The following is a 26,932-nucleotide window of genomic DNA, read 5'->3' on the forward strand; positions in this document are numbered from 1 at the left end:
ATGTATATGTCCAGTCCCCAGCTATTTCTTTGGATTGCACATCTTCTCCGTTAGCCATCAAAGTAACGGTGATCTTATCTGGACGTTTGCCATCCTGGTTGTCGTTATCTTTCCAGGTCTTTGTTCCGCTGATATCTACCGTTTCCGTCTTATGCGTATTTGTGATAGTAAATCCATCTGTCGCATTGCCACTAATGGAAGCATCGTACCCATCTACTTTGTCTTCTTGTACAGTATAGGTAATGGCTTTACCACTCTTTTTACTATCAAGATCAGTAAAGGATCCATTCCAATTATTGTCTGCATTCAATTCAACTGTCTTGTTCGTATCTTCACCATCCGCAAATAGATGGACAGTAACGCTATCCGGGCGTTTACCATCTTTGTTGTTGGAATCGTCCCATTCTTTCTTGACAGATACACTTGTTTTTGTCTTCGGCCGATTGGTTGGAGACACTAAATGGTGATTATGATAATGCCATTCACCGCCTTTGGAATTATACGAATTGGCAACCAAGATTCCTGCACAAGTTTTATCTTTTGTTATGGTTGCATTTGGAAAAATGAATACACCGGCTGTACTATTACTACTACCAATTTTAACAGATGTTGCATTTGGTCCATAGAAAATGACTGAATTGATGATACCATCTGCACTAGGGTTTGTATCCGCAACATAATTGGCCATTTGAACCCCGTTGATTTGATAATCGTCTATTTCTAAAGACATACTTGTACAATAAATGATGATATTTTGATCTGCATTCTTTTTGATATTGAATCCTTGATTTCCATTTCTAGAAAAGGAAGAATCATCAAATTGAAGTACATAGGTACCAGGACCTTTATTTGTGATATCAACGGCAACACCGTCATTACCAACCGTTTCCTTGATGGTTGGAATATTGGATGGTAGTGTGCTACTTACATTACTGCCTATGGCATTAATGATACCGCCTACATCCATTGGCTGATGAACGATTTCTGTTTTTGGATCCAGATGATCTTTCGCAAAAATATCGTTATTTTTTTCATAACTTGCCCATGCATCATCCCCTAAATAAATATGATCTGGTGGCAGTTTGAAACGCAATGGTGTTCCAGAAACAATACGACCGATGTAATCATCCCCACCCGCATTGGCATAGTTAGCAGATGCACCTGATCAAGCGCATTCGATGCATAACTTCCTACCATTAGGTTTGTTTCCGTATCACCATCTTGAGAATAAGTATTGGCAATCACACCATAATTGTTTCCTGCTCCCAATACGGTTTCTAAGTTAAACCCATTGGCAGCAACCGGATCTAAGGTTTCTCCAGTTTTTGTGACGGCAACCACGCTAAAGCTGTTCAAGCTAAACGTTAAAGCCTCATTACCAATCGAGGCATTTGCGGCAACATTTTCTACCTGTACATCATGCGCACTAATTGCCGTTGCCTGTGCTGTCGAATCCACACTTTCCTTTACCGATGGGGTCAATGGCAAATGTTTTACTTGGACATCCGCATCATCTTTCGCTTTGATTGCATCAGCCAATTGTGCATTCTTAAAAGATACATTGATCGTTACCGCTCCATCGGCAGGCTGAACTTCCACTCTTTTCTTATTTTCATCCTCATGATAGAAAGCGATATCATACAATAACGTATTTTTCTCTGAATGTTCTTTTTCTGCATTCGCATTCAATGCATCCATATACGCTTGATAATTATAACCATTTGAATGGTTGGTTACCGGGGTAACGACAAACTCTGCATCATCAGGAATAGCCGATGCATCCGATAACGTAGCCGTTACTTTCACCGCACCATCTTCATAATCATACGTTGTCTTTGTATCGGCTTGTTCTTTGTCTTCGGTTTCCGTATCGGTTGTATCCGCTTTTTCGGTTTCCTCTGTTTCTGCAGTCTTACTTGCATTACTTGTTTCACTCGATGCATTTTCATCACCCGCATCCGTTGTGGCCGTGGTCTGCTCATTTGCAGCATCTTCACCCGTATTTTCAGTCGTCAAATCAATGGGTGTCGAATCTTGGGCAATGGCAGAAACTTGCATATTGCCAAACACCATACCAAAACAAAGGGTAATACTCGCAAATCGTCGTACCATATCTTGCCATCTTGTTTTCATGATTTTCTCCTTTTTCTCTCTCAAAATAAACAAATTGAATTAAACATTTAATTTATTTATTGTATACAATCATTTTACCATTATCTAATAAAATGTTAATTATGTTTTTCATTTAATCACAGTGAATATATGATACACATAAAAAATATTGTTTTCTTAATAAAGAATAGAGCAAAAAAAAGAAGGAAAGGAACATCCTGAGATTCCAGCAACAAATCACTATATGCCATTCTTCAAATAACCAAGAAAAAAATATCATTAAGGCATCTCACCAACATCTTTTCTTAATTTTTTCTCAAATGGTTTCGGCAAAATTCATTTGGTGCTCGTGTTGTGCCATACAGATAGGCTCAAGACAAGAGTTTGCTGGTAGCATCCTCAATTTTCTAAGCGATCATCCCCAAAAATAAGTTTGGCCATCCTTACACGATTGGTATGATCTTGTAGAAGATTACCCATTTTTTTCTATTTTTCATTTTTTCCTCTAGGATCCATCAAGACAGACGTGCCAATCTTTCAAAATATGAAATCTTGCGACCTCTTAAAATACGCAAGATCTTTTCTTTTGACTCCTGAATCTTGATTTCCTTACATTCGGAAAGTTGTGCCACATGTACATCGGCACCAATGATTGCCCCTTCAAAATTGTCGGAATCAAGACGTATCTTGGTATTGTCCACAATCACAAACGGCGCCCCCAATGAGCGAAACTGACTATGGTGAATACCTGCCATTTCGGTAATCTCAAAAAGGGGCAATCCCTTCTGTAATACCGCTCCACCCAATGAACGATTAAAAGCTGTACTCCCAAGCTGGGTACAGACACATAATCCGGTTCCACGAAATTGTTCAAAAGATACATTATCCAGATACAAGTTCAAATTCTGGGTTCGCATAGGATTTTCAATACGGATTTCATTGACCGCATAAAATGTTTGTACTCCCACTTGTGCTTCCAAAATGGGATACTCTTCTACAGGTAGATTACCTGGAATGATATCCGTAAGAAATTCACTAATTTCGGTATCACGATAATCCATATAAAAGCCAAGTGTACCTGAGTGTATGCCAATAAATACCGTTTCTTTCAGAATATCCATATATTGATGCACAGCGAATAGAAAGGTTCCATCTCCACCAATGACAATGACGCCATCTGGATGTTTATTTTCTTCCCTAAATCCACAAGTCAATAGGGCATTGCGCACACCTTCTGCCAATTTTTATGATCGTGCATCGGGCCTTGTAACAATTGAAAATGTCCTCATCGAAGTTCTCCTTTATAAAAAGAGCCGATCGTTTATATATACCAACGACCGGCAAAACAGGATTTCATCTACTGGCTCAGCAATATTGTACGTATACTTCATCCATATCGATCTGCGCACTATTGATGTACTTCTGATTTGTGAATTCACGAATACCTTCTGGCCCCATTTCTCTACCAAATCCGGAAGTCTTCACCCCACCAAATGGAATGGCTGGACTAGCCATGGTTGGCTGATGGATTGATACAGCACCCGATTCCATCCAGAAGCTACCCAGGCAGCATGTACTGGATCTTCGCTATAGACCGAACTGCCCAAACCAAAATCCGTTCCATTGGCAAGCTTGATGACCTCTTCTTCGGTCTCATAGGAGAAGAGCATCAAAACCGGTCCAAAGATTTCTTCATGGAAGATTGGATTGTCTGGTGTCACCCCAGTCAAAATGGTTGGTTGTACAAATGCGGAATCTTGTGGTACTTTCGGTCCGACTTCGGTAGCGGTTGCCCCGTTTGCCACGGCTTTTGCGATTTGGCAAGCTTGCTCTCTAATTCCTCTTGAATTCTTTCGTAACTTCTTGTGTATAAGGGTTTGTTGTTTTGTAAGCCATTTTCTTTTCCTCGCTTTCTTTTGTGTTTAAATAGCGTTTTTACATCATTATTGTAGATAATGGAACTTTGATAAAGAACATCTTCATATACCAATTGACAATCACTTTATGCCATCAAAGCATGTGATGCTTTTTCATCCGTTCTTCAAATATATCGTTTCCGATCTTTCGCATCTGGTCTTTGGCTTCATTCGATATCTGCTCCTTTTCAAATTCTGCATAGATATCCGGAAATTCCCTTTCGATCCAACGACAAGTATTCCCTGTCGCATGAGACCGAACAAACAATGAAATCTTTTTTATGTACTCTGGATCGACCAGTTCCAAGATCTTTTTGTCTGCGCTTGTTGACATTGTGTTCCTCCTACTTGTTGGCACTGCCACGAAGCTGCATACCGTATACATTATTCATCAACATCTTCTTTGGCATCATTGGTGAAAGTGGCATGAAGATCTTTTGTGCACCAACTAGACTAGCAGTCACATTCAATTCGCCTTTTTCCATGCCTTCATAACCCGCTTTGGCGACTGGCATCAATGTTGTTACGGTGACACCCGTATCTTTCAATTCACACCATAACGCATTGGAAAAGATGGTCATGTAAGCTTTTGTCGCATAATAGACAGCCTGTAATGGTCCAGGCATCACGGCTGCGGTTGAGCTGACATTCAAAACCTTGCTACTCCCTCGTTGGATCATATCTTTAAGGAACAACTTCAAGATACGAGTTGGTGTTTCGACATTGACCGCAATCTCCGGAATCCAATCCTTTTTCTGGCAGGTATCATAAATGATCTGTGCTGCTTCGGGTTTGGATAGATCTACCACAATCGTGTGGATCTCTACATGATATTTGGCTGTCGCTTCCTTCGCTTGCGCATCCAATTTGTTCTGGCTTCGACCGACAAGGATCATGTCTCCCCTTTTTGTCCGTGAATATTTACAAAGCAAGTTCCAAGTCCGCCATACGATCCGGTAATCAATGCTACATTTTTCATTTGTGTTCTGCTTTATGAGAGGAAAGAAATCATACATTTCTTTCCTGTCCTCTTTACAGGGATAAGAATACAAAAGAAAAGACCACAAATGAACATCATAAGATTCCATCTTTCTATCACTTTGTGCCAAACAATAAAAGCCCTTTGCAGGGCATATCCCACAAAAGGCAACTCTGATTCAATCATCAACTGGTTTTTCGTAGAACTGAACCATTTCTTTTTTTCAGTAAATTATGGAAAGAACAAATACCCGAATCACTCCTCCATATTTAAACCTATTCAACAATGCATTCGCTATCAATCTTTTTGACACAAATGGTAGACCGCTTATTCCCCTTCCCCATAGGTTTCAGATTTTGACCACATTATATTTGCCTGTCGCTTAACGATCAACCACTTTTCATCCACTTTTTCATATTGATCCTGATATACGATTCCACTCGTTGTCAGGATATCAATGCCTTGTTCATTGTTGCCAACACATACAGTTACAACATAAACCGTTCCGGTGGCATGGGTGGCATATAACCTTGATCCACCACATCTTGAAACGATCCTATATAGGGTTGAATGGTATCTCTGTTTGCCAAATTCGCATTCGTTTCTTTGGCAACCTTTTCAGCCATTTGCTGCGTATGACCATGAATAATAAACAACCAAAACTTGACGCATTTTTTTCCTTTCGCAATCATTTTTTTACTGATTCCATGGATTTAAGATAGCTTCTTCTGCCCTTCGTCTATTTTAAATATTGATGCAAGAAAGCTTCTATTTTATCAAAGGGAATCACATCCAAATTGTCATACAAATCCGTATGTACAGCATTGGGAATGATCACCAATTCCTTATTGTCACCTTTCAATTTTTTGAACGCATCTCTTGAAAAGTAACAAGAATGCGCTTTTTCGCCATGAATAACCATTACCGCATTGCGAATCTCACTTGCATAACAATGAATAGGCATATTCAAGAAAGACAAAGAAGATGTTACATTCCATCCACCATTGGAATTCAAAGAACGAGGATGATAGGCACGATGTTTATAATATGCCACATAATCTTTCACAAAGAATGGTGCATCTTCATCCGCTTCTTCCGGTAAGCCACCAGCCAATGCATACGTGCCTGTCTTATAGTCTATGGTACGTTGGGCATTCAATTGTTCTCTTAAAGCATAGCGATCTTCTTCGCTCATCGCATCAAAATAACCATTGGCCGTCACCCGGCTCATATCATACATCGTCGAAGTAATGGTCGCTTTGATTCGTGTATCCATAGCAGCGACATTCAAGGCCATACCGCCCCAACCACAAATACCAATGATACCAATCTTTTCTGGATCGACATTATCTTGTACCGATAAGAAATCAACAGCCGCACTAAAGTCTTCCGTATTGATATCTGGTGAAGCAACATAACGAGGTTGTCCACCACTTTCACCCGTATAAGAAGGATCAAAAGCAATCGTTAAGAAACCGCGTTCGGCCATAATTTGGGCATACAAACCAGAAGCTTGTTCTTTGACAGCGCCAAAAGGACCGGCAACCGCTAATGCCGCAAAGGGTTCCTTTCCTTCTTTAGGAATGTACATATCAGCAGCTAAAGTAATGCCATATCGATTATGAAATGTGATCTTTTTATGATCGACTTTATCACTTTTTGGAAAGGTTTTATCCCATTCTTCAGTTAACTTCAATTTTTCGTTTTCCATGTTTCCTCCTAAAGTGCTTCATAAGCATCGGCATCGACAGGTTCTAACCATTCATTCGAAGTATTTTCACCCGGTACTTCCAAAGAAATATGAGAGAACCAACTATCTTTTTTTGCTCCATGCCAATGTTTCGTTTCCGCTGGAATCACAACAACCGTTCCTGGTGTTAATGATTGAGCAGGCTTGCCTTCTTCTTGGTACCAACCTTCACCAGCTGTACAAATTAAAATTTGTCCACCACCTTTCGAAGCATGATGAATATGCCAATGATTTCGACATCCGGGTTCAAATGTGACATTTGCCAAAAATAAAGGCGATGTCTTTGGATCCACCAATACATTCAAGAATGAATTTCCGACAAAATATTGTGCAAATCCATCATTAGGTTCACCCGTTCCAAACATATTCATCTTTTCAAATTCTTCTTTGTTTAAAGTTTTCATTTTGTTTCCTCCATTTTAATTTTTAAACTCACTTTATTCGGTAAAGCTTTTACCTTTTCTAATGCATCTTCTTCTAAATGACCAATGATCATCATATTTCGATACGAAGAAGATATTTCTTGTCCACCATACAATATCGCAAACCATCCATCACAAAGACTAATATCGCCATTGTGCCAACCATCTTGGGTTTCTAAAGGATCATAGATACCATTGGCTGCCATACAACAATAATCCATGCCCGAATCTGCTCCACTCAGACATAAGGGCAATCGCTTTTTAAAATCCTTTGCAGCCAATGTATCATTTAAACGAGCATATAATATCGTATCGCCTATATGAATAGATATCCGATTATTCTCCATATACTTCTTTCGCTAAATGGAATACTGCCCATGCTTTTGGCCAACCAGCATAGAAAGCCACATGGGTGATGATTGCCACCATTTCCTTTTGAGACACACCCTGTTTTTTCGCATTCTCAATATGATATTTCAAAGAATCATCCGTGATTCCCTGTGCCATCAAAGCAACCACAGTAATGATGCATCGTGTTTTTATATCGATATCTGGATCGTTCCAATTTTCACCAAATAATACATCATCATTAAAATGCGCAAACGCAGGCGCAAATTCACCCAACGCTTTTCTACCAGCAGTTTGTACAATTTTTTCTGCCATATGGCCACCTCCTGTTTCTATCCATGTGTTGATTATTTCTTGCAAGGATATTATTATTTATTTGATAGAAGAAAACAATCTCCAGATTTTTGATCCTGGTGTTTATGCCACACATTCAATAATGTGGATAGAAAAGAGGTCCCATGCCCCAAAGAAAACCTGATCTTCGTGTCATAAAAACACGTAAAGCCATCAAAAATGCCTTTAAAGAAATGGTCATGGAAATGGATGCGTCCAAGATCACGGTGAAAGAATTATCCGAACGAGCCCAAATTCATCGCAAAACCTTTTATCTTCATTACACGACCATTGAAGCTCTTTATGAAGATGTATTAAAAGAAGTTTCTGAAAGCTATTATCAAGCCATTGATCAAATCGCTCCTGATGCTCCCTTTTTTGAAGTCAATCGTGTCTTTTTTACCTTTATGTCCAGACAAGAACCGTATGTAGAAAAAATGGTTTGTGACCCAAGCTATCGGGATTTTGCCGATAAACTCTTTCTCGCTACCCTTTCGCATAATCGCCATCGGTATAATCCGTATCAAAACTATTCACGACCGGAACAAAATATCATCAATACCTTTTTAGCGTTGGGATCGGTCAATATTTATCGTCGCTGGGTCGCCGATAAAAAACAGGTTCCCTTAGAAAAGTTGATTGACCTAACCAATGAACTATTCATGCATGGAGTCGCATCTATACGCAAGGAGGAAAACAAATGAATTTCGAAGATCTCTTATTCCAACGTCGCAGCATTCGCCAATATACACATGAATCCATTCCTAAAGAAAAACTACAAAAAATCTTGCAGGCCGGTTTATTAGCTCCATCCAGTCGAAATAAAAAACCTTGTCAATTTTATGTGATCCATAAGAAAGACATCTTAGAACAATTAGGTCAAATCAAACCATCAGGTGCTTTTATTGGTGATGCCAATGCCGCCATCATCGTAATGGTCGATACCTCCCTTTCTGATGTTTGGATCGAAGATTGTTCCATTGCGATGAGTTATATGCAGTTGATGGCTACCGCATTAGATATTGGTTCTTGTTGGGTTCAAATGCGCAAACGCAAAAACGAACATGGAAAAGACGCTGAAGAAGTGGTTAAAGAAATGATTGGTGTTCCCAATACCTATCATCTTGTCGGTATACTATCTTTGGGCATACCTGCACAAACGGTATCCCCACATACAGAGGCTGAATTGGATATTTCTAAAATCCATGAAATATAGTACATTATTATTGATATTATAAAAAAATCAGGAAAGAGAGAATGAAGAAATTACTAACAACCTTTTTTGGATTGGCTTTGGTTTTTTCAATGATCACCGGTTGTTCAAGTGCCAGTCAACCATTGAAATCCATTGCGATTTATCCCAAAACATTGAATTTAAAACCTAAAGATACCAAACAATTAAAGACGGTATTAACACCAAAAGATACCGAGGATACATCTCTGATCTGGTCAAGCAGTGATGAAAATGTAGCCAAAGTGAGTGACAAAGGCAAAGTCACCGCAGTCGGTAGTGGATCTTGTACCATTACAGCCGCATCTTCAAAATATTCCAAGATATCAAAAGACATTGCAGTGACTGTCAAAGCAGAAGAAACAACAAATACGAATAATACCATTACCACTACAAGTGATACAAGCAATGTCATTACCTATGTTGCTCCAGCCGATACAACACAAGTGTATCCATCGTATTATTTATCCGAAGCCGAAGTATCCGCCATGGATAAACAAACGATTCAATTTGTGATCAATCAAATTTATGCCAAAAATGGTTATATTTTCCAAACCCAAAGCTATCAAGATTACTTTAGTCAAATGTCTTGGTATAAACCAATATCTCATAATATTTCACCATCCGATATGTCAGCCATGGATCGAGCTAATGTGAATTTATTAATCAAATATCGTGATACTTCCATTAATGATGTGGGTTATATTTGGACATATTATGCAACAAATAGTCAATTAACGGAAAGCTATGTCCGTCAATTATCACAATATGATATTCAATTATTGATCAATACGATCTATGCGAAAAATGGCTATTTATTCCATACACCAGAAATCTTGGCCATGTTTAATAGTCAACCTTGGTATCATGGTACACAATCGGATCAAAGCAAGATTTCTCTCTCATCACTTGATCAATCCAATTTAAATCTATTAGTTGCCCATCGACAATAGATATATAAACCAGAATTTCAAAACAATTCTGGTTTTTTTGTACATTGTTTTTATCAATCTTTCAATTGTTGTTTACAACAACATTGACAAGAATTCACATTTTCCTCCTAGACTATGAATAGAAGGGATTCTTAGAGGAGGGTAAACACAATATGAAGAATTCACACATAACAACATTTTTTCTTGCAACAACCTTGCTCATACCAAATGGTATGGTCAATGTAGCTGCGCAAGAACCTACAACCGAACCAACAGCGGAACAAACAAATACAACAGAAACCGCTCAAACAACACAACAGGCCAATACGGTAGATACCACACAACAAGCAACCGTAACCTATGGAACTCCTACATGGACCTGGGCCAATGACTATAGCTATGCCTATGCAACACAAACAAGCAGTAATGGATCACAAAAAACAACCAAATTCACAGCCACTTCACAAGTTATCAAACCCGTTTTATGTATCCAAGATGGTACCACTCGATATACAGTCAAACTTTCAAATGGCAATGGCGGATACTATGTCGATCAAAAAACGGTTACCATTTCGAAAAATACAGCTACCCATCATTTTGGAAACCCGGTTTAGACTTGGAAACAAAAGAGTGATGGATCTTATAGTGTGACTTGCCAATTAACTTGTTCCCTTTGTGGAAAGAAAGAATATGTGGCACCAAAAGTAACGAAAATGGTGACAGAAACAACTTGTGAAAAAGAAGGTAAGATCACATATACAGCCACTTCCAAATTTGATGGTAAAACTTACACTGATACAAAGACCGTTACTACACCAGCAACCGGTCATAATTGGAAAGCACAATCATGGAATTGGAACCAGCAACATGTACGGATGAAGGAAAAGTTCAATACACCGCAAAAGTTGCGAATCCAGATAAACCAGGTAGTACTTTTGTAACCTTTAAGACAGTTAAGACACCAATTGATCCAAATGGACATGCCTTTGATGTTGACGAAAATAAATGGGTATGGAGCGATGATCATCAATCTGCTACCTTGATCAAGACTTGCTTCTTTTGTGGTAAAGAAATCTCTTATGAGGCAAAAGTGACAAAACAAGTCACAAAAGAACCAACTGCTTCATCAAATGGTGAAAAGACATTTACAGCTACTGTTTCTTTGGATGGAAAGACTATACAGAATCGAAAACGATTACTCTAAAAAAGAAAGCTTCGTCTACTACATCAACAATAAAAACGACATCGGCAACACCAACAAAAGCAACCGTTACTAACACAACCAAAAAGACAACGGATGTCAATACCGGAGTCAATCGAATGACTGGGCTCTTTGCTGGACTTGCCGCCATTTCTAGTGGACACTTTGTTGCATTCAATAAACGTAAAGACTAATTGTATTTTGCCAGGCAATATGCCTGGCTTTTTTGTGCACTAAAAACTAAAAAAAGCTCGATTTCTCGAGCTTAAACCATTTGAGGCGTATCCCAAAGATTCAATGTTTGACCAATGCCTTTTGCCAATGCATTTCGATAGACGATTGTTCCCCACGCAATATCTTCAATGGGCATACCACCAACTGAATAAATAATGACTTCATCATCTTTTCGATGCACAGGAATATTGCCTAATAAAACATCACCCAAATCATCCACTTGATCAATTGACATCTTGCCTTCGGCAATTAGATCCATCACATGCACGGCCGGAATCGGTACCGTCTTATACGCATCGGGTTTCATTTCTTCTTCCCAGGCTTCATATAATTTAATATTATCGGTTACCGTTCGGGCACGATTGATCACAAAATCATCATCGAATCGTAACGCGGCGGTGGACTCAATCACTGCACCTGGCTTGATCCAGTCTTCGGCAATATATGGATAAATCGATGTATCCCCCGTTGTTGGTGTGGAAGTGGAAACCGAAACAATATCGGCATCCTTAACAGCTTCTTCGATCGTTTCGACAGGATATACATCCACATTTGGATAGGTGTCTTTGACATGTTGTACAAACCGATCCAAAGAAGCTTTTCCACGACCTTTGACCTTGACCGTTTGTAGACTTGGACGAACTGCCATCGCTGCTGCTAATGCCGTCTTGCTCATGACACCTGGCCCGACAATACCAATTACTTTGGCATCGTCTTTCGCAAAATATTTAAAGCCAACTCCAGGTACCGCACCCGTTCGATAAGCGGATAAAATATTGGCTGACATGAATGCTTTGGGCGCTCCCGTATCTTTATCATTCAAGATCAAAGTCAAGATGGAACGAGGCAAGCCCTTCTGCTTATTTTCCGTGTTCGATCCATACCATTTCATTCCGGCCATATCAAATTTGCCACCTAAATAAGCTGGCATTGCCATGAATCGACGATCCGGTCCATCCACCGGCATTTCTGGGAATGGTGATTCTTTTGGAAACATGACCATACAACCATGGGAGTTGCCATTGGCACCACCCATTCGATAGTTTCCAATCTTCAATAATTTAAACATCTCTTCCATGGTTTCCACACAAGATGCCATATCTTTGACACCCGCTTTCACCATATCTTCTTCATTTAAATATAAGAAATCAATTTTCGGATACGCCATGATCATTCTTCCTCCTTTTGTTGTTTTTGTCGATGAGCAACCAAATACAACGGATGCTCCATTGCCATGACTTCGGATATTTCTAATGGCTTGAATAAAGGTCTTTTAAAACGTACTTTGCACCAAACCACCGAATAAATAGCTAACAGTACAAAGATCAAACCATCAATTTCAAAAATTAGATTGCGTGTAACTGGATTTCCATCAATATTCCAGATCATCATTGTTGTCCCAATCGCAGAAATGATGGGTAGAAGAATACCGCCTGGCACTTTGAACGTACGTGGTGCCTTGGGCAATCGAAATCGGAAAATGATGACATTGATATCGGATACGATATAAGAAACCATCCAGAAAACGATGGCAACGGAAATCATGAATGTCAAAGAAGAACTTTCCGATAAGCCAAACAAATTGGCACATATTTCCAAGATTCCAATCAACAGCACCCCAATGTAGTACGATCCATGTTTGTTGGTTCGTAAAAAGAAGGTGGGCAACAAATTGATCTTGGCCATACCTGCACACATAAAGGAAAACGCATTGATGGCTGAATTGACGGTGCTAATAACAGCCAAGGCCGAAACCAAGATCATCCAATAAGAACCCAACATGCCCAATAAGGCATGGCCATACAAGATATGTGGTGCAGCACTTTTCCCTAACTGGGCATAGGGCACATACTTTGTCATGCCCACAACAACCAAGATTTGCATCACCAAGATGATGACCAAACTTAATACCATCCCAAGCGGTACATTTCTTCTTTCGTTCTTGACATTTTTCGCAATGGGAATGACAAACTCACAACCAATAAATAAGAAGAAGGCCAAACCTAAGAACCCAAGAATATCTGATGGCGAAGTCGCCAAATTGGCAGGCTGGGAAACCATGGGATGGTTCGATAAACCAAAAGCGCCAACGAATCCCATGATCATCAAGGATCCAATCAATACATAAGCAACCACATTTTGCACTTTCGCAAAAATGTCGACACCATGTAAATTGGTAATGATCAATACGATCAACATTGTAATTGAAAATGCACTACCAGGAATATTGGTTGAAAAGACGGAGATGATGGCATTGCCAAACATCGCACTTTCCACCGACCCAGCAATCATCTGACAAACCAGATAACCACCAACCATGGTCAAGATGGTCACAAAGGGTCCCATACCGGCTAATGTATATTGGGCCAATCCACCGGTTAAGTTTGGCATCAATGCATTTAATTCAGCCATAGATAAAGCGGTTAGAATATTGATGGCACAAGCCAAGACCATCGCCACAATAAAACCGGTACCCAAAGCACTTGTTCCTTGGCCAAGTGACATTAAGCAACTGGTCGCAACGATCAGACCCACACCAGTCGCAATCGCACTTGGCAAACCTAATTTTCGTTCTGCCATAAGCGTTACCTCAATGCATCGATACCTTCTTCACCTGTACGCACACGAATGACACGGCTTACAGGTGAAACAAAGATCTTTCCATCGCCGATATGACCGGTATACAATTCTTTTTTGATCAATTCGATGACCGGATCCACTTGCTCATCTTCAACAATGACCATGATCATCTGTTTCGGAAGTAGTTCCATTTTTTCATGAATTTTTGGCTCATATTCACGTGTACCTTTTTCTACACCACATCCAATGACTTGATAAACCGTCATTCCACTGACTTTTTTCTTGCTTAAACCTTCCTTTAGTGCACTCAAGTCACTACGCGATGTAACCACTTCAATTTTTGAATAATTCATAGGAATTCCTCTCCTTCTATCTATGCAAAAAACGTCTATTCCCAAAAGAATAGACGTCTTTGTCATATAAAATATAAACTTATTGTATGCAGTGAAAACACGAAATACTTGTAAAAATCAAAACGATAAATAATTCGTATCTTTAATTCGGTTTTTATACTGTTCCTGCTTAATTCGCTTTAAATATTGCTTCGGCGTGATGCCTGCATATTTCTTAAAATCACGAATAAATTGCGATTGATCATAATATCCCAAATTGACGGCTGCCTCCGTCATTTTATTTGGTTGCCCATAATTTAAAAATTCCAAGGCCCGCTGAAACTGAATGATCTTACAAAACGTTTTGGGCGAAAATCCCATTTGTTCGTGAAACACCCGATTGATATAACTTTCACTATATCCGGTTTGTTCCGCTATGGATGAAATACGAATCAAGCCATCGGATAGATAAGCCCTTTTGGTGATATCCATCACCAAGGCACGCTTGCCATATGGCTTTTCCTGTTGCTTCTCCAATTTGACATATTCCTGTAAAAAGATGCGAATCCGCTGATAAAAATCCGTTTGTGTCACCATTTGATCGATCAAGGCTGTCGTTTTCATCAAACGATCCAAAGGAATGCGTTGGCCAATCAGATCCTTTAAGATGATATCCACACCCGCTGGATGATAACCAGGAATAAAACGAACACCAAATACATCTTGATGGCTATCCCAATGTTGCATCTGACAAGATAAAACTGGTCCACAAGCATAGGCAAGCATTTTATTTTGGGTATATTGAAACACCAAATCGATACATGCATCTGGTACCACATCAAACGTCCTTGCTTCATGAAGACCAAATGTGTAAAAATGCGAAATCCCCTGCGTCCAATAGATTTCTTGTTTAAAGTGATCAGCCTCTAAGACAAAATACGGTTGCGTTGGTCTTAGAAACTGTGCTTTCTGCCAAGTCATAATTAAATTTTAGCTTTAAAACGATCATAACGTAAAGCATGAATATCAATTTCAGTACGATCTTCATCAATCAACTGAGCAAGTTGATGACCGATGGCCGGCGCAATCCCAAAACCATGACCATTTAAGCCACAGGCCATGATCAATCCCGGCACTTCATCGACTTTTCCAAGTACCGGCACACCATCCACCATATGATCCATCCAGCCGGCCCATGTACGAACAATTTTCGCATCGGCTAGATCCGGAAAATATTTCATGATTCCTCGACAAATACAAGATGCTGTCAAACTATTACACATCTGCATGCCCTGATCATCTTTGGTGAATCCTTCCAATCCAGAAGATCCGCCAAATACAAACGAACCATGCTTGGTTTGATGACCATAAAAATCCGCTTCAGCTGTACCTAACATTTGATCAAACATTGGTGGTTCGGCTTCGGTTACCAAAGCCTCCAACATGACCGGTTGCATCGGCACATCAATTCCTACACTGGCCGCCAATTTACGACTGCCCAGACCAGCTGCTAATACGATCGTATCGGCTGTATATACATTATTTTCAGTGATGACTTGGGCTAATCGACCATGGATCTTCTTTAATTCGATGACCTTTTCACCCGTGATAAAACGAGTACCCAATTTACGTGCAGTCTTATAAAAACCTAAAGTTGTGGTCAGCGGATTGGCATGTCCATCCGTCGGACACCAACTTGCACCTATGACCTCATCGGATAAATATGGATTGATTTTCCGTACTTCATCGCCATCGATCATACGAACATCCAAGCCAACCGCTACCGCACGATCGGTTAGACCTTGGAGGATTTCCAAATGTTTTGGAGTCTTACCCAAGCGCAAGTTCCCATCTTGATGATATTCACAATCCACTTCCAATTCTTCCGATAAATGCGGCCATAAATTTTTGATACCAAACATCACCAATGGCAATTCTCGAGGATCTCGACCCGATTGACGAACTCCGCCACCATTTCGACTCGAACCCCCATTGCCAATATGATCACTAGCCTCTAAGACAATGACACGTTTGTTTCGCTTGGAAAGATAATACGCTATCGAAGAACCAATGATTCCCGCACCAATAATGATGACATCTGCTTTGTTTTCCATATCAAGCATCCTCCTTTGCTTCATCGGCAAGAATATGCATTTCGGTTGGACGCATCGGAGCTCGTGAGGTAGCCGGTTCCAACTCAGCTGGAGATATGCCTAATTCTTTGGCAATGATGTTTTTTACCAAACGCCCACAAGTTTGTCCTTGGCAAAGGCCCATACCCGTACGTAAATAACGACGAACTTCCGTCATTGTAAACATACCTTCATGAACGGCTTTACGAATTTCTCCCTTGGTGACTTCTTCACAACGACAGATGATCAAATCATCATCGGGTCGTGGAACAAATTCACCAATATCTCTGGATCGATCATTGACACTATGCATTTTCTTGACCTCCCTGAAAGAATCTAGCTTTCATGGCATATTCTTTTGGCACTTTGATCGTTAATAAATGGGTCTGATCAAAAGCTGGTGAAGATTTCACATCAATGACTTCGGCTTCACAAATGGGTTTGCCACTTCGGGATAAAGCCATGCCTTTATCGCCCGTAGTTGGTAATGGTAAAAACTCATAAGGAAGGGTAATGGATGCATATTCTTCTTCAAAACTTTCATCAACTAAGAAAATGGCTTGACCGGAACAAGATGCAACACACATACCACAACCAATACATTGTTTATCTTCATCCACAACCGGCAAGGAAGTAATTTGTTCGCCAATTTTGATACAATGCATCGGACAAGCATCTTGACATGGATTGCAAGGAATATTCTGGGTACATTCCATGATGGGATGAACGCCCACACGATGGGTGATGCCCGGGAATCGTTCAATTTCATCATCCGCTACATATCCATGTTTCAAAAGATTTTGTGAGATATCGATACCTTCATCCGTCTTTTCAATTTTCTTTCCTTTATTTTTCGGAGCAAACATACCTTGACGCAAAGAATCCAATGCCGAATCCAAAGCTTCTAAGGAAGTATCTCGTTCTGCTTTGTCGATAAAGCCAAGATATTCACTCGCAGCAAGACCGGCCATACGACCTTCGATCATGGCTGAGCTCGCCTCTTCAATACCCGATACATCACCGGCTACATAAATACCTGGAATCGAGGTTTGCCCCTGTTTATCACAGATTGGAACTTGTCCTCCTCGTTTCGGATTGTCTTCCATTTTACATCCTGCCATCTTCAACAATTGCGACATGGGTGATAAACCAACAGCCAAACAAATGGTATCGACATCAAAATGTTTTTCGGTTCCGGGAATAAATTGAAAATGAGAATCCACTTCCGCAATGGTGACCCCGGTTACATGATCTTTGCCTTCGGCTTTCACAATGGTATGGGATAAATAGAAAGGTACCCCGGTTCGAGCGACTTTAGCAGCATGTACTCCATAACCACCAATTCTTGGAGCAGCATCCACTAGCGCAACTACATCACAACCACATTGCAACAATTGGAAACTAACAACCAAACCTACATTGCCAGAACCTAACATCAATACCTTGTTTCCTGGTTTAACACCATGCAGGTTCATCATTGTTTGCGCTGCTCCGGCACCAATCACACCAGGAAGGGTCCATCCATCAAATGTGACCATGTTTTCACTGGCTCCTGTCGCAATGATGATGGCATCTCCTTTATAATGATGGATCTGATCATGGATACGAACGGTCAATTCCTTTTCTTGATACAAGCCACAAACCGTTGCATTCAAGACCACTTCGACACCGGCTTCATCGGCTTCGGCTAATAAGCTTTCCCCAATCTTAAATCCTCGAATCTTGGCTTTATGTTCCTTGGAACCAAAGAATTTATGAATTTGTTTAAATAACTGACCGCCTGGTTTTTCATTTTCATCAAATACCACAACGTGAAGGCCTTTTTTGGCGGCTTCGATCGCAGCGGATAATCCAGAAGGCCCAGCCCCGACAACAATGAGATCATATCGTTTCATTTTTGGTCACCTTCTTTCATAGCACGAACCCCATATTGTGTTTGTACTTGCATGCCGGCTTTCAATGGAGTGACACAAGTACGAATATTTGGTTTTCCATCAACAACCATGACACAATCGGTACATCGACCAATGGCACAAAAGATACCTCTAGGTTTATGTTGTTTATTCGTATAGCGATGCACCATGACACCTTGTGCTTTCAAAGCCATGGCAATGGGCTCTCCTTCATAGCCTTGCATGGGTTTGCCATCAAAATAAAATGTGATCAAATTTCCCTTTTCTTGTTTCCCTAAAATCGGATGTTCTGCAATTCTTGCATCCATTGTTCTCATCCTTTCTACAAAAGAAAAAGGCGTCTATGAATCTTTCCTTCTAGACACCTTTATCTATAGGCTTATAATACATAAGCGATTGGCTTAAAAATTGTAAAAATCAATACTAATGGATGTTTTTTATGAAAATTCAAATGATTCGGTTTTTTCTATGCGTTCATTTCACCAGCTAATTCAAATCCTTTCTTGGCAACCAAGACCGCAATAAATTCATTGATAATGGCAGCCGCCGCAATCGTACCTTGTACAATATGTACTAAGTTTGGTTCTTGGGATAAAGTAGCACAAATGATGCCAGTAAAAATCAAAGAGACACCGCTATGGGGTAATAAGGTCAAACCCAAATATTTTTAGGAAAAAATGATCGTTTTATTCAATCGATGGTGCAATTTGCACAGGCCTATGCCAATCAAAATGAAGATGATTATCAAACTTTTCTACAAGCGCTAAAATAAAGCTGTAACGATTTCGCTACAGCTTTTTATGCAATATGATTGGCTTTTAATACATCTGATACTTCTTTGACCCCAATAATTTGTAACTGATCTTTTACTTCTTGAGGCACATCTTTTAAATCACGAATATTTTCTTCCGGAATATAAATGGTCTTTAATCCGGCACGAGCCGCCGCCATTAACTTTTCAGGCAAACCACCAATCGCGCTAACTACCCCGCGTAAAGAGACTTCACCAGTCATACCAACCGTAGGATCTACTTTTTTACCAGTGACTAAGGAAGCTAAGGCCGTCGTTAGAGTAATACCCGCCGAAGGTCCATCTTTTGGTACCGCTCCTTCTGGCACATGAATATGTAAATCATTTTCTTCAAACAATTCTTCTTTTTCCGGGAACATAGATTTCACAATACTGATGGCAATTTGTGCCGACTCCTTCATGACATCCCCCAACTGACCCGTAATGATGGTCTTGCCTTGACCTTTGGTAAATAAAGTTTCAATAAATAAAATTTCTCCACCAGCACTTGTCCAAGCAAGACCAGTCACGATACCCGGCTTGGTTTCCGTTAGTTTTCGACCATGACGAATCGGTTGCATATCCAATAGTTCAGGTAGATCTTCAGATAAGACCGTAACTTTTTTATCATCGTCTTGTTCTACATGAACAGCAACGGAACGACAAAGTGTATCCAAACGATTCTTTAAACCACGAACACCACTTTCCATCGTATAACCTGAAATCATTTCTTCAATGGTTGGATCTGGTACTTCCAACATATCCTTTGTGATGCCCATAGATTCCATGGCTTTTGGCAACAAATGTTTTTTCGCAATTTGTAACTTATCCGATGCAGAATAACCAGAAAAACGAATCACTTCCATACGATCCAATAATGGTTCAGGAATCGTATCCATCGTATTGGCGGTACATACAAATAAAACATCCGATAAATCATAAGGTACATTCATATAGTGGTCGGTAAAGGTAGAATTTTGTTCAGGATCCAATACTTCCAATAAAGCACTGGCTGGATCGCCATTATAAGAAGAAGATAATTTGTCCACTTCATCTAAGACCATGACTGGATTGGATACCCCACTTTTTTTGATTCCATCCACGATTCGTCCAGGCATCGCACCAATATAGGTCCGACGATGACCACGAATATCCGCTTCATCACGGACACCGCCTAAACTGACGCGCACATATTTTCGATGCAAAGCATCCGCTATACTTTTGCCAATGCTTGTTTTCCCTGTACCTGGTGCACCGACAAACAAAAGAATGGAGCCCGATTGCTGCTTCTTTAAATTCATCACCGCAATTTGTTGGATGATCCTTCGCTTGATCTTCTCCAAACCAAAGTGTTCGCGATCCAAAACGGCTTCGGCTTCTTTCAAATCAATCTTTTCCGGTGCTTCCTTTCGCCATGCGAGTGAAGTCATAAAATCCAAATAGTCATAAAGCATACCATATTCAGGACTGTTGTTGCCTTCTTGTTTTAAACGATTCAAGGCTTTTTCCGCTTCTTTTCGCGCATCTTCATTCATACCCGATTCTTCAATTCGCATCTGTAAGCGACGAATATCCGTTACATTTTCCGGGTGCATATCATCCAATTCTTTTTGCAGATAATCCAATTGTTTTTTAATGGCTTGTTCTTTATACAATTTTCGATAATCTTCCTGCTGCGCCCGAGCAGCATCATTTTGAACTTGTGCGGTCTCACTAAATTCATACATGATCTTTTCAATGGCTTCGGCTCTTTGAGCACGACTATCCATTTCCAATAAATGATATCGCTCTTCATTGGTAATCGTTAACCAAGGCGAGGCCGTAACGACCATTTGCTCCAAAGAATCAAATCCTTGAATAAAGTTCTTTGCGTCCCTGCCCCAAGGGGTATTTTCACTAAACTCTAAAATAGCTTCTTTGATGCCTTCAACTTTCTGTGCTTCCGTTGCACTATCGAGATCATCAATATCATTCAAACGTGTTAATGAAAAATCGAATGTTTGATCCGCTACTTTATAAATATCATTTAAGCGAACGCGATTATTGGTTTCAATAGCCACATATCCTTGGTCATTGACCTCCGTAATTTCCCCACGCACACCAATTGGATAAAAACTATTTTCATCCAAATCTTCGGGTGCTGTCTTTTCCTTTTCCATTAAAAATAAAACACGACTTCCTTGTGTCGGTTCATGGTTGGTGACTTCTTTAAAATCTTCCGTTTGAAAATACACTCTTGTATTGGGAAGAATCAACGTGTTATAAATCGGTAAAAGTATCATAAATAAACACCTCCGTTTTTAGCACTGTAGTTTGTCAAGTGCTAATCATGGGCTAAATATACCCCTGGCTCGTATAAATGTCAAGCCATACAATCAAAAATAAAACGATCTTTTGATATCTTTCTCATAAAATTCACATTCTTGGTATAATAATTCATATGTCCAATTTGGGGAGGAATGTACATGACATTGAAATATGCCTGCAAACAATCATTGCCCGTGATGGCTGGTTATATCGTTCTTGGTCTTGGTTTTGGCGTGCTGCTCGAAGCCAAAGGATATGGTCCAATCTGGGCACTTTTGATGAGTTTATTTATTTATGCCGGTTCCATGCAATATGTAGCCATTGATCTGATCACTTCTGGTGCTAGCCTGATCACCACGGCCCTGATGACCCTGATGGTCAATGCTCGCCATCTCTTTTACGGCTTATCCATGATCGATCGATATCGAAATACCCAACCCTATAAACCGTATTTGATCTTTGGTCTGACCGATGAAACCTATTCTTTGGTCTGTAGCGGTGAAGTGCCTTCCGGCATTGATCAAAATAAATATTATTTTTTTGTGACCCTGCTTGATCAAATCTATTGGATCATCGGTAGTGTACTTGGTGGTCTGTTAGGCAGTGTCTTCACATTCAATACAACGGGCATTGATTTTGCGATGACAGCCCTTTTCCTAGTGGTTTTTACCCAACAATGGCTAGACACCAAAAATCATATCAGTGCGATCATTGGTGTTTTTTGTTCCATTCTGTGTCGATGGCTTTTTGGCCCGGATCAATTCTTGATTCCCACTATGATTTCGATCACCTTCCTTTTGACTATCTTTCGAAAGCGCCTAGAAAGCGAGGAAACCCATGACTGATTCACATACCTTACTTTTGATCATTATCATGGCTATTGTGACCATTTTTTTACGCTTTTGCCCTTTTCTTGTTTTTGGCAATAAAAAAGAAACCCCAACATATATAACCTATTTGGCATCGGTATTACCTTACGCCATCATGGGTATGTTGGTGGTTTATTGTCTTCGTAATATTCAATGGGTAGAAACGCCTCATGGCTTACCCGAGTGCATCGCAACGCTCGTTGTCGTTGGCTCCTATGTTTGGAAACGAAATACTCTATTGAGCATTGCCGGGGGAACCATTTTATACATGTTTTTGGTTCAAGTGATCTTTTAATGTTTTTGCCAAAAAGAAATCGCTTTTTCAAGCCATCCTTGGGCAACCGTACCTTCACCCAAACCAAAGCCATGCGATAAACCAGGAAATATATCGATTTGCGCATCGGTTCCATTCGCTTTGATCTTTTGAATACGTCGAGTCATCGCTTGATACGATGCGATCCAATCATTGGTGCCAACACAAGCAGCCATTCTTACGCCAGCTGAACCACCCCATAATGAATAATTTGCCATCGGAATCCCCAATTCCTTTTGATGAGTAAATAAAAAGGCGATGGCACAAGCCAAGTCTTCACAAGCTGTTTGTGCCCCGGGACGATAAATCAACGCAAACGCATTGTATCCTTTTTTTGATAATTCCAAAGCAACGGGAAAACTATCTTACATCGCTCCTACATACGCAAACCTGCATTCACAATAGCGGTTGGTACCTTTTCTTTTCCTGGAAAGAAAAAGAGACCCGTATTGCGCTTTCTTACATCCCTCTGCTTTTCTTCTTCTGAATAGATATCATAAAAAATGGTGTAGCCATTTTCTTTCTGATCATGTAAAAACTGTACGATCTCTACGGTTTTATCTGGATTGATATTGTTGTACCAAGTCAAGCTAAGATCACCTAGGGTACTACCATTCATATATCCTGGATCGACAGGAAATAATAACTGACCATAGTTCTCAAAAAGGGAATCTTCTATTACATCCCGGATTGGTGTTTGTTTTGTATACATTCCATCACTTCCCTACTTCATTCTATGGATTCCTGTTCTTTTGTACAATATCGAATACCTATGGCACCATACATCTATTGAATACTAAAAAAGAGCTGTATCAGCTCTACTCTTGATCAAATAATGCCGTCGAATAATACCGTTCGGCTGTATCAAGAAGAATGGTCACGACCGTTTTTCCTTTTCCTAATTTTTTGGCTAATTTCAATGCAGCCGCTACATTGGTCCCACTGGAAATGCCACAAAGAAGACCTTCTTTACAAGCAAGCTGTTTAGCCGTTTGTATGGCTTCTTCATCGGAAATGATACAAATATGTGAATAAATGTCTTGATCCAAAATCGGTGGGATCAAACCATCACCAATCCCCATTTGTAGATGTGTACCCACTGGCTTACCCGAAAGAATGGCTGCTTTTTCTGGTTCGACCACCCAAATTTCAATATTTGGATTTTTGGCTTTTAATACTTCACCAACACCAGTGATCGTACCACCAGTACCAATACCGGAACAGAACCCATCAATCGGACCATCCACTTGTTCTAAGATTTCTTGTGCGGTATAGGTTTTATGTGCCAAAATATTATTTTCATTCTCAAATTGTTGGGGTACAAATACACGTGGATCTTCCTTGGCCATTGTATTGGCTTTAGTGACACAAGCTTGAATGCAATCGCCAATATTGCCAGCATCATGCATTAAAATCACTTCGGCTCCGTATTGTTTGACCAATTTTCGTCGTTCTTCACTGACAGAATCGGGCATGATGATGATCGTCTTATATCCTTTCACAGCAGCTACCAAAGCCAATCCCACGCCTTGATTGCCTGAGGTTGGCTCAACAATGATGGTATCTTTATGGATCTTTCCTTGTTTTTCAGCCTGTTCGATCATCGTCAATGCCGTTCTTGTCTTGATGGACCCACCAATATTCACACCTTCAAATTTCACCAATACTTGCGCATCTTCTTCATTTGTCAATCGTTGTAAACGAATCATCGGTGTATGCCCCACCGCTTCTAAAACTGTATGATAAATCATGTATTTACTTCCTCTATGTACAAGTTTTAGTATAGTACAGTCTACTTTTCATAAACATCCAATGCTTCAAATAAAGCATGTGGCAGACCTCGAGGTCCACGGATAGCATATACGCCAAATTCATTCTTTAATCGAGAAAAAGAAAATGCTTCAGGTGGATATCTTTTTAATAATCGTATTTTCATCAATGCGGATATGTTTAAATTCTTATCTTTATACAGATAAGGAATATGCGTTTGGATTACTTGGCATTCATAAAGGATGGCGGATATAGGTGCACCCACATACATAAACACAAGATCACCAACTTGGATGCCGCGTCCTTGTTTCCAATCGATTGTTTGAACATCATCAAAAGCATGTTCGATATCATAGTATTTCGGATTGGCTGGTATGATCCATTCTTTCAATCCACGTTTTTTTGATTTCTTGGATTTTGAGCCAGCCACACGATAACTTTCATCAATCCAACGATATATATCTTCTAAGTCAATGGTGCCATCCAATTGAATCGATAGCCAATTTCCTTTCTGATGATTTCGATCATAGCCTGGCTCATCCACCATGATATCCACTAAAAAAGGATCACTGACCTTCACATCCAAAATGTCTTCTTCCGTCCCATAAAGACCGAGTTGTTTACTCGGTACACGCAATATCCGTGCAAAACAAGCATGATTGTCTTGGCGGTTCCATACTGGATCGGTTGGTGCATTCACAAAAGGATAGTCTGGATCAATGCCATATTGTTTTTGTATATACTGGATGATTGCTTCTTTCATTGTTATCCTCGTTTATTGAAATATATCATAAATCGTCCATTTTTCCTATTCATCTGTTTTTTATATACGAACAAATTTCCGGTTGACACAAATAAAAATTATGATATGGTTGTAACAGATAAAAGAATTCTTCGGGGTTGGGTGAAATTCCCTATCGGCGGTAGAGTCCGCGAGCCGTACGGCATGATCTGGTGCAATTCCAGAACCGACAGTATAGTCTGGATGGTAGAAGAAAGATGCTTTTTTATATGCATGCATACCAGTACCCGAACGGTGCTGGTTTTTTCTTTTTCGAAGATCCTTTTGTCCAAAAGAAAAAGGAGACGTATGATGAAAAATTGGAATGTGAAAAAATTAGTATTTACTGCGATGTTGACTGCCGTTGCCGGCGTTTTGATGTCATTGGAAATCTCTGTGCCATTGATGCCGGTATTCTACAAAATTGACTTTTCGGATGTACCAACTGTCATTGCTTTATTTACGATGGGACCATTATCGGCAACCATGGTCGAAATCATCAAGATTCTCATCAAAGTATTGACCGTAGGTACAAATACAGCTTATGTCGGTGAATTGGCCAATGTGCTTGGTGTTGCCGTTTTTGTGATCCCAACATGGATCGTTTATACCAAGATGGGAAAAACCAATAAAGCCATTTTTGCTTCTTTGGTCATTGGCGTATTGGTTCGAACGGCTTGGGCATGTTTCTGTAACGCGTATATCACTTTGCCTCTCTATGCGAAAGCGATGAGCATGAATTTAAACGATGTGATCAAAGCGGTTAGCTTTGCGAATGGCAATATTACCAATCTTCGTAGTTTTATCATGTTGGCAACCATTCCATTCAATATCATTAAGATCTCATTGAATTATATTATTGGCTATGTCGTTTATGATCATGTTGTCTTGAAACATACCGCCTTCAAAGTAGAAAGACATACCGCATGAAACAGTATTATGCGAATGGAACACGATTGGAAATGGAACAAATCAACAAAGAAGAAGCCATCGTCCTTATTCCATTGGGTGCTTTGGAACAACATGGTAATCAAGCCCCTTTGGGAACCGATTACTTCATTGCCAACACCATGGCACAACGTATCTTTGATCAATTCGAAGATACCTTTCCCCTTCTTGTTTTTCCAACCATACCCATTGGATTAAGTACTGAACATAAGCATTTTTGTGGTTCGATCACCTATAAACCCATGACCTACTATGCGATGTTGTATGATATTTGTGCAAGCTTAGCCCATCATGGTTTTCAAAAAGTCGTCTTGTTGGTGTGTCATGGTGGTAATGCCCCTACAGCTCAAATGATATCAAGAGAAATTCGCTCCGATTTTGGGATGAATGTCTTTGTCTTGCAGTCCGGTGCTTTTGATGATCCACGCGTGCAAGCAACCATATCGAAAGGAAATACGTTTGATTTTCATGGCGGTGAAATGGAAACGTCCATGGTCATGGCTATCGATGAAAACTTGGTTCATTTAGAAACCTGCGAAAAAGGGCATATAAAAAATCAAGCATTCGAAACCCATCTATCTTGGCTAGGGGAAGACTTTGTCACAGAGGATGGAAAGCCCATTGGTATCGGTGGTGATCCAAGCGGAGCAACCAAAGAAAAAGGCGAAATCATCTTCCAAGTTTCCGTAGAACATCTAATTGATGCTTTAAGACAAATTCGCCAATTTCATTAAGCCAC

The 26,932-nt window shown here is 40.0% G+C and carries 36 protein-coding genes, 2 pseudogenes and 1 riboswitch; of the genes and pseudogenes, 10 read left to right on the top strand and 28 right to left on the bottom strand.

Going from position 1 to position 26,932, the window contains the following annotated elements:
* From MOZ64_RS04205 to MOZ64_RS04255, 13 genes and pseudogenes are all read right to left on the bottom strand, one after another.
* A partial coding sequence (locus MOZ64_RS04205) for a Cna B-type domain-containing protein (RefSeq protein WP_320325357.1) occupies positions 1–1,093 on the bottom strand: 1,093 nt, incomplete at its 3' end.
* Positions 1,057–2,133, bottom strand: coding sequence for a hypothetical protein (locus MOZ64_RS04210; RefSeq protein WP_320325358.1), 1,077 nt, complete (start codon positions 2,131–2,133; stop codon positions 1,057–1,059). The genes MOZ64_RS04205 and MOZ64_RS04210, both read right to left, overlap by 37 nt.
* 494 nt (positions 2,134–2,627) lie before the next feature.
* A complete protein-coding gene (locus MOZ64_RS04215) occupies positions 2,628–3,353 on the bottom strand; it encodes an NAD(+)/NADH kinase (protein ID WP_320325359.1) in 726 nt (241 codons plus the stop codon).
* Positions 3,354–3,477: 124 nt separating this feature from the next.
* Positions 3,478–3,663 (bottom strand): aldehyde dehydrogenase family protein, encoded by a 186-nt coding sequence (locus tag MOZ64_RS11605; RefSeq protein ID WP_370659453.1) that lies wholly within the window; start codon positions 3,661–3,663, stop codon positions 3,478–3,480.
* Positions 3,594–3,983, bottom strand: a complete 390-nt coding sequence (locus MOZ64_RS04220) for an aldehyde dehydrogenase family protein (protein ID WP_320325503.1) — start codon at positions 3,981–3,983, stop codon at positions 3,594–3,596. Before MOZ64_RS04220 ends, MOZ64_RS11605 begins: the two co-directional genes overlap by 70 nt.
* A gap of 139 nt (positions 3,984–4,122) precedes the next feature.
* Positions 4,123–4,362 carry a hypothetical protein gene (locus MOZ64_RS04225; RefSeq protein ID WP_320325360.1) on the bottom strand — a complete coding sequence of 80 codons (240 nt, stop codon included), beginning with the start codon at positions 4,360–4,362 and terminating at the stop codon, positions 4,123–4,125.
* Between the two features lie 10 nt (positions 4,363–4,372).
* Positions 4,373–4,924, bottom strand: a complete 552-nt coding sequence (locus MOZ64_RS04230) for an SDR family NAD(P)-dependent oxidoreductase (RefSeq protein WP_320325361.1) — start codon at positions 4,922–4,924, stop codon at positions 4,373–4,375.
* Between the two features lie 410 nt (positions 4,925–5,334).
* Entirely contained in the window at positions 5,335–5,562 is a 228-nt protein-coding gene (locus MOZ64_RS11675) for a nuclear transport factor 2 family protein (RefSeq protein WP_502547940.1), read from the bottom strand.
* On the bottom strand, positions 5,496–5,699 hold the full coding sequence (locus tag MOZ64_RS04235) for a hypothetical protein (RefSeq protein ID WP_320325362.1): 204 nt from the start codon (positions 5,697–5,699) through the stop codon (positions 5,496–5,498). The genes MOZ64_RS11675 and MOZ64_RS04235 overlap by 67 nt, the downstream gene beginning before the upstream one ends.
* A 47-nt stretch (positions 5,700–5,746) precedes the next feature.
* Positions 5,747–6,718 (bottom strand): alpha/beta hydrolase, encoded by a 972-nt coding sequence (locus MOZ64_RS04240; protein WP_320325363.1) that lies wholly within the window; start codon positions 6,716–6,718, stop codon positions 5,747–5,749.
* A gap of 8 nt (positions 6,719–6,726) precedes the next feature.
* A pseudogene (locus tag MOZ64_RS04245) lies at positions 6,727–7,131 on the bottom strand (cupin domain-containing protein); the annotation flags it as partial.
* A gap of 26 nt (positions 7,132–7,157) precedes the next feature.
* On the bottom strand, positions 7,158–7,526 hold the full coding sequence (locus MOZ64_RS04250) for a cyclophilin-like fold protein (RefSeq protein WP_320325365.1): 369 nt from the start codon (positions 7,524–7,526) through the stop codon (positions 7,158–7,160).
* A pseudogene (locus tag MOZ64_RS04255) lies at positions 7,525–7,842 on the bottom strand (carboxymuconolactone decarboxylase family protein); the annotation flags it as partial. The pseudogene MOZ64_RS04255 and the gene MOZ64_RS04250, both read right to left, overlap by 2 nt.
* Before the next feature lie 143 nt (positions 7,843–7,985).
* Here MOZ64_RS04255 and MOZ64_RS04260 point away from each other — a divergent pair.
* The 5 genes from MOZ64_RS04260 (at position 7,986) to MOZ64_RS04280 (ending at position 11,227) form a co-directional block, all read left to right on the top strand.
* Positions 7,986–8,564, top strand: a complete 579-nt coding sequence (locus MOZ64_RS04260; RefSeq protein WP_320325367.1) for a TetR/AcrR family transcriptional regulator — start codon at positions 7,986–7,988, stop codon at positions 8,562–8,564.
* Entirely contained in the window at positions 8,561–9,076 is a 516-nt protein-coding gene (locus MOZ64_RS04265) for a nitroreductase family protein (RefSeq protein WP_320325368.1), read from the top strand. Before MOZ64_RS04260 ends, MOZ64_RS04265 begins: the two co-directional genes overlap by 4 nt.
* Positions 9,077–9,117: 41 nt before the next feature.
* Positions 9,118–10,044, top strand: coding sequence for a YARHG domain-containing protein (locus MOZ64_RS04270; protein ID WP_320325369.1), 927 nt, complete (start codon positions 9,118–9,120; stop codon positions 10,042–10,044).
* Between the two features lie 152 nt (positions 10,045–10,196).
* On the top strand, positions 10,197–10,637 hold the full coding sequence (locus MOZ64_RS04275; RefSeq protein WP_320325370.1) for a hypothetical protein: 441 nt from the start codon (positions 10,197–10,199) through the stop codon (positions 10,635–10,637).
* 233 nt (positions 10,638–10,870) lie between these two features.
* A complete protein-coding gene (locus MOZ64_RS04280; RefSeq protein ID WP_320325371.1) occupies positions 10,871–11,227 on the top strand; it encodes a hypothetical protein in 357 nt (118 codons plus the stop codon).
* On the opposite strand, the gene MOZ64_RS04285 is transcribed toward MOZ64_RS04280, so the two are convergent.
* From MOZ64_RS04285 to MOZ64_RS04330, 10 genes are all read right to left on the bottom strand, one after another.
* Complete coding sequence (locus MOZ64_RS04285) at positions 11,199–11,375, bottom strand: hypothetical protein (RefSeq protein WP_320325372.1); 177 nt, start codon at positions 11,373–11,375, stop codon at positions 11,199–11,201. The two genes, MOZ64_RS04280 and MOZ64_RS04285, sit on opposite strands and share 29 nt — an antisense overlap.
* Positions 11,376–11,489: 114 nt before the next feature.
* The gene (locus MOZ64_RS04290; RefSeq protein WP_320325373.1) at positions 11,490–12,626 is read right to left on the bottom strand and encodes a tyramine oxidase subunit B; all 1,137 of its coding nucleotides are present in this window, start codon (positions 12,624–12,626) and stop codon (positions 11,490–11,492) included.
* A 2-nt stretch (positions 12,627–12,628) separates the two neighbouring features.
* On the bottom strand, positions 12,629–14,038 hold the full coding sequence (locus MOZ64_RS04295) for an APC family permease (protein ID WP_320325374.1): 1,410 nt from the start codon (positions 14,036–14,038) through the stop codon (positions 12,629–12,631).
* A gap of 5 nt (positions 14,039–14,043) precedes the next feature.
* Positions 14,044–14,391: a P-II family nitrogen regulator gene (locus tag MOZ64_RS04300; RefSeq protein ID WP_320325375.1), complete on the bottom strand. Its 348-nt coding sequence runs from the start codon at positions 14,389–14,391 to the stop codon at positions 14,044–14,046.
* 117 nt (positions 14,392–14,508) lie between these two features.
* Positions 14,509–15,351, bottom strand: a complete 843-nt coding sequence (locus MOZ64_RS04305; RefSeq protein WP_320325376.1) for a helix-turn-helix domain-containing protein — start codon at positions 15,349–15,351, stop codon at positions 14,509–14,511.
* A gap of 2 nt (positions 15,352–15,353) precedes the next feature.
* Positions 15,354–16,484, bottom strand: a complete 1,131-nt coding sequence (locus MOZ64_RS04310) for an NAD(P)/FAD-dependent oxidoreductase (protein ID WP_320325377.1) — start codon at positions 16,482–16,484, stop codon at positions 15,354–15,356.
* Between the two features lies 1 nt (position 16,485).
* Positions 16,486–16,815, bottom strand: a complete 330-nt coding sequence (locus MOZ64_RS04315) for a (2Fe-2S)-binding protein (protein WP_320325378.1) — start codon at positions 16,813–16,815, stop codon at positions 16,486–16,488.
* On the bottom strand, positions 16,808–18,397 hold the full coding sequence (locus MOZ64_RS04320; protein ID WP_320325379.1) for an FAD-dependent oxidoreductase: 1,590 nt from the start codon (positions 18,395–18,397) through the stop codon (positions 16,808–16,810). Before MOZ64_RS04320 ends, MOZ64_RS04315 begins: the two co-directional genes overlap by 8 nt.
* Positions 18,394–18,723, bottom strand: a complete 330-nt coding sequence (locus MOZ64_RS04325) for a (2Fe-2S)-binding protein (RefSeq protein WP_277633746.1) — start codon at positions 18,721–18,723, stop codon at positions 18,394–18,396. Before MOZ64_RS04325 ends, MOZ64_RS04320 begins: the two co-directional genes overlap by 4 nt.
* A gap of 158 nt (positions 18,724–18,881) precedes the next feature.
* Entirely contained in the window at positions 18,882–19,040 is a 159-nt protein-coding gene (locus MOZ64_RS04330) for a hypothetical protein (protein WP_320325380.1), read from the bottom strand.
* A 72-nt stretch (positions 19,041–19,112) separates the two neighbouring features.
* Here MOZ64_RS04330 and MOZ64_RS11610 point away from each other — a divergent pair, with 72 nt between their 5' ends.
* Positions 19,113–19,187, top strand: coding sequence for a hypothetical protein (locus MOZ64_RS11610; protein WP_370659458.1), 75 nt, complete (start codon positions 19,113–19,115; stop codon positions 19,185–19,187).
* A gap of 26 nt (positions 19,188–19,213) precedes the next feature.
* Here MOZ64_RS11610 and lon read toward each other — a convergent pair whose 3' ends face one another.
* A complete protein-coding gene (gene lon, locus MOZ64_RS04335; protein WP_320325381.1) occupies positions 19,214–21,487 on the bottom strand; it encodes an endopeptidase La in 2,274 nt (757 codons plus the stop codon).
* 183 nt (positions 21,488–21,670) lie between these two features.
* Between lon and MOZ64_RS04340 the strand changes: the two genes are divergently transcribed.
* Positions 21,671–22,357 carry an AzlC family ABC transporter permease gene (locus tag MOZ64_RS04340; protein ID WP_320325382.1) on the top strand — a complete coding sequence of 229 codons (687 nt, stop codon included), beginning with the start codon at positions 21,671–21,673 and terminating at the stop codon, positions 22,355–22,357.
* The gene (locus tag MOZ64_RS04345; RefSeq protein WP_277634224.1) at positions 22,350–22,676 is read left to right on the top strand and encodes a branched-chain amino acid transporter permease; all 327 of its coding nucleotides are present in this window, start codon (positions 22,350–22,352) and stop codon (positions 22,674–22,676) included. Before MOZ64_RS04340 ends, MOZ64_RS04345 begins: the two co-directional genes overlap by 8 nt.
* Here MOZ64_RS04345 and MOZ64_RS04350 read toward each other — a convergent pair.
* The 4 genes from MOZ64_RS04350 to MOZ64_RS04365 all read right to left on the bottom strand — a co-directional run bounded on the left by MOZ64_RS04350 (position 22,673) and on the right by MOZ64_RS04365 (position 25,227).
* Positions 22,673–23,041 (bottom strand): alpha/beta hydrolase, encoded by a 369-nt coding sequence (locus MOZ64_RS04350; protein ID WP_277634223.1) that lies wholly within the window; start codon positions 23,039–23,041, stop codon positions 22,673–22,675. The genes MOZ64_RS04345 and MOZ64_RS04350 overlap by 4 nt on opposite strands.
* 29 nt (positions 23,042–23,070) lie before the next feature.
* The gene (locus tag MOZ64_RS04355) at positions 23,071–23,406 is read right to left on the bottom strand and encodes a hypothetical protein (RefSeq protein WP_277634222.1); all 336 of its coding nucleotides are present in this window, start codon (positions 23,404–23,406) and stop codon (positions 23,071–23,073) included.
* Positions 23,407–23,512: 106 nt separating this feature from the next.
* Positions 23,513–24,445 carry a cysteine synthase A gene (gene cysK, locus MOZ64_RS04360; RefSeq protein WP_320325383.1) on the bottom strand — a complete coding sequence of 311 codons (933 nt, stop codon included), beginning with the start codon at positions 24,443–24,445 and terminating at the stop codon, positions 23,513–23,515.
* Positions 24,446–24,486: 41 nt separating this feature from the next.
* A complete protein-coding gene (locus MOZ64_RS04365) occupies positions 24,487–25,227 on the bottom strand; it encodes an MmcQ/YjbR family DNA-binding protein (RefSeq protein WP_320325384.1) in 741 nt (246 codons plus the stop codon).
* A 123-nt stretch (positions 25,228–25,350) separates the two neighbouring features.
* Positions 25,351–25,465: riboswitch (FMN riboswitch) on the top strand.
* Between the two features lie 92 nt (positions 25,466–25,557).
* On the opposite strand from MOZ64_RS04365, the gene MOZ64_RS04370 reads away from it, so the two are divergent.
* On the top strand, positions 25,558–26,175 hold the full coding sequence (locus MOZ64_RS04370; RefSeq protein ID WP_277633644.1) for an ECF transporter S component: 618 nt from the start codon (positions 25,558–25,560) through the stop codon (positions 26,173–26,175).
* Complete coding sequence (locus MOZ64_RS04375; protein WP_320325385.1) at positions 26,172–26,927, top strand: creatininase family protein; 756 nt, start codon at positions 26,172–26,174, stop codon at positions 26,925–26,927. The genes MOZ64_RS04370 and MOZ64_RS04375 overlap by 4 nt, the downstream gene beginning before the upstream one ends.
* Positions 26,928–26,932 lie beyond the last annotated feature (5 nt).

Origin of the sequence: Absicoccus intestinalis (assembly GCF_033971885.1) — a bacterium.
Taxonomy (GTDB): Bacteria; Bacillota_I; Bacilli_A; order Erysipelotrichales; family Erysipelotrichaceae; genus Absicoccus; species Absicoccus intestinalis.

Bases quoted from the DNA above. Each gene is read 5' to 3' on its own strand.
- MOZ64_RS04210 (WP_320325358.1), bottom strand. From the start codon at position 2,133: ATGAAAACAAGATGGCAAGATATGGTACGACGATTTGCGAGTATTACC.
- MOZ64_RS11605 (WP_370659453.1), bottom strand. From the start codon at position 3,663: ATGGAATCGGGTGCTGTATCAATCCATCAGCCAACCATGGCTAGTCCA.
- MOZ64_RS04225 (WP_320325360.1), bottom strand. From the start codon at position 4,362: ATGTCAACAAGCGCAGACAAAAAGATCTTGGAACTGGTCGATCCAGAG.
- MOZ64_RS04230 (WP_320325361.1), bottom strand. From the start codon at position 4,924: ATGATCCTTGTCGGTCGAAGCCAGAACAAATTGGATGCGCAAGCGAAG.
- MOZ64_RS04235 (WP_320325362.1), bottom strand. From the start codon at position 5,699: ATGATTGCGAAAGGAAAAAAATGCGTCAAGTTTTGGTTGTTTATTATT.
- MOZ64_RS04240 (WP_320325363.1), bottom strand. From the start codon at position 6,718: ATGGAAAACGAAAAATTGAAGTTAACTGAAGAATGGGATAAAACCTTT.
- MOZ64_RS04250 (WP_320325365.1), bottom strand. From the start codon at position 7,526: ATGGAGAATAATCGGATATCTATTCATATAGGCGATACGATATTATAT.
- MOZ64_RS04260 (WP_320325367.1), top strand. From the start codon at position 7,986: ATGCCCCAAAGAAAACCTGATCTTCGTGTCATAAAAACACGTAAAGCC.
- MOZ64_RS04265 (WP_320325368.1), top strand. From the start codon at position 8,561: ATGAATTTCGAAGATCTCTTATTCCAACGTCGCAGCATTCGCCAATAT.
- MOZ64_RS04270 (WP_320325369.1), top strand. From the start codon at position 9,118: ATGAAGAAATTACTAACAACCTTTTTTGGATTGGCTTTGGTTTTTTCA.
- MOZ64_RS04275 (WP_320325370.1), top strand. From the start codon at position 10,197: ATGAAGAATTCACACATAACAACATTTTTTCTTGCAACAACCTTGCTC.
- MOZ64_RS04280 (WP_320325371.1), top strand. From the start codon at position 10,871: ATGGAATTGGAACCAGCAACATGTACGGATGAAGGAAAAGTTCAATAC.
- MOZ64_RS04285 (WP_320325372.1), bottom strand. From the start codon at position 11,375: ATGGCGGCAAGTCCAGCAAAGAGCCCAGTCATTCGATTGACTCCGGTA.
- MOZ64_RS04290 (WP_320325373.1), bottom strand. From the start codon at position 12,626: ATGGCGTATCCGAAAATTGATTTCTTATATTTAAATGAAGAAGATATG.
- MOZ64_RS04295 (WP_320325374.1), bottom strand. From the start codon at position 14,038: ATGGCAGAACGAAAATTAGGTTTGCCAAGTGCGATTGCGACTGGTGTG.
- MOZ64_RS04300 (WP_320325375.1), bottom strand. From the start codon at position 14,391: ATGAATTATTCAAAAATTGAAGTGGTTACATCGCGTAGTGACTTGAGT.
- MOZ64_RS04305 (WP_320325376.1), bottom strand. From the start codon at position 15,351: ATGACTTGGCAGAAAGCACAGTTTCTAAGACCAACGCAACCGTATTTT.
- MOZ64_RS04310 (WP_320325377.1), bottom strand. From the start codon at position 16,484: ATGGAAAACAAAGCAGATGTCATCATTATTGGTGCGGGAATCATTGGT.
- MOZ64_RS04315 (WP_320325378.1), bottom strand. From the start codon at position 16,815: ATGCATAGTGTCAATGATCGATCCAGAGATATTGGTGAATTTGTTCCA.
- MOZ64_RS04320 (WP_320325379.1), bottom strand. From the start codon at position 18,397: ATGAAACGATATGATCTCATTGTTGTCGGGGCTGGGCCTTCTGGATTA.
- MOZ64_RS04325 (WP_277633746.1), bottom strand. From the start codon at position 18,723: ATGGATGCAAGAATTGCAGAACATCCGATTTTAGGGAAACAAGAAAAG.
- lon (WP_320325381.1), bottom strand. From the start codon at position 21,487: ATGATACTTTTACCGATTTATAACACGTTGATTCTTCCCAATACAAGA.
- MOZ64_RS04340 (WP_320325382.1), top strand. From the start codon at position 21,671: ATGACATTGAAATATGCCTGCAAACAATCATTGCCCGTGATGGCTGGT.
- MOZ64_RS04345 (WP_277634224.1), top strand. From the start codon at position 22,350: ATGACTGATTCACATACCTTACTTTTGATCATTATCATGGCTATTGTG.
- MOZ64_RS04355 (WP_277634222.1), bottom strand. From the start codon at position 23,406: ATGTATACAAAACAAACACCAATCCGGGATGTAATAGAAGATTCCCTT.
- cysK (WP_320325383.1), bottom strand. From the start codon at position 24,445: ATGATTTATCATACAGTTTTAGAAGCGGTGGGGCATACACCGATGATT.
- MOZ64_RS04365 (WP_320325384.1), bottom strand. From the start codon at position 25,227: ATGAAAGAAGCAATCATCCAGTATATACAAAAACAATATGGCATTGAT.
- MOZ64_RS04370 (WP_277633644.1), top strand. From the start codon at position 25,558: ATGAAAAATTGGAATGTGAAAAAATTAGTATTTACTGCGATGTTGACT.
- MOZ64_RS04375 (WP_320325385.1), top strand. From the start codon at position 26,172: ATGAAACAGTATTATGCGAATGGAACACGATTGGAAATGGAACAAATC.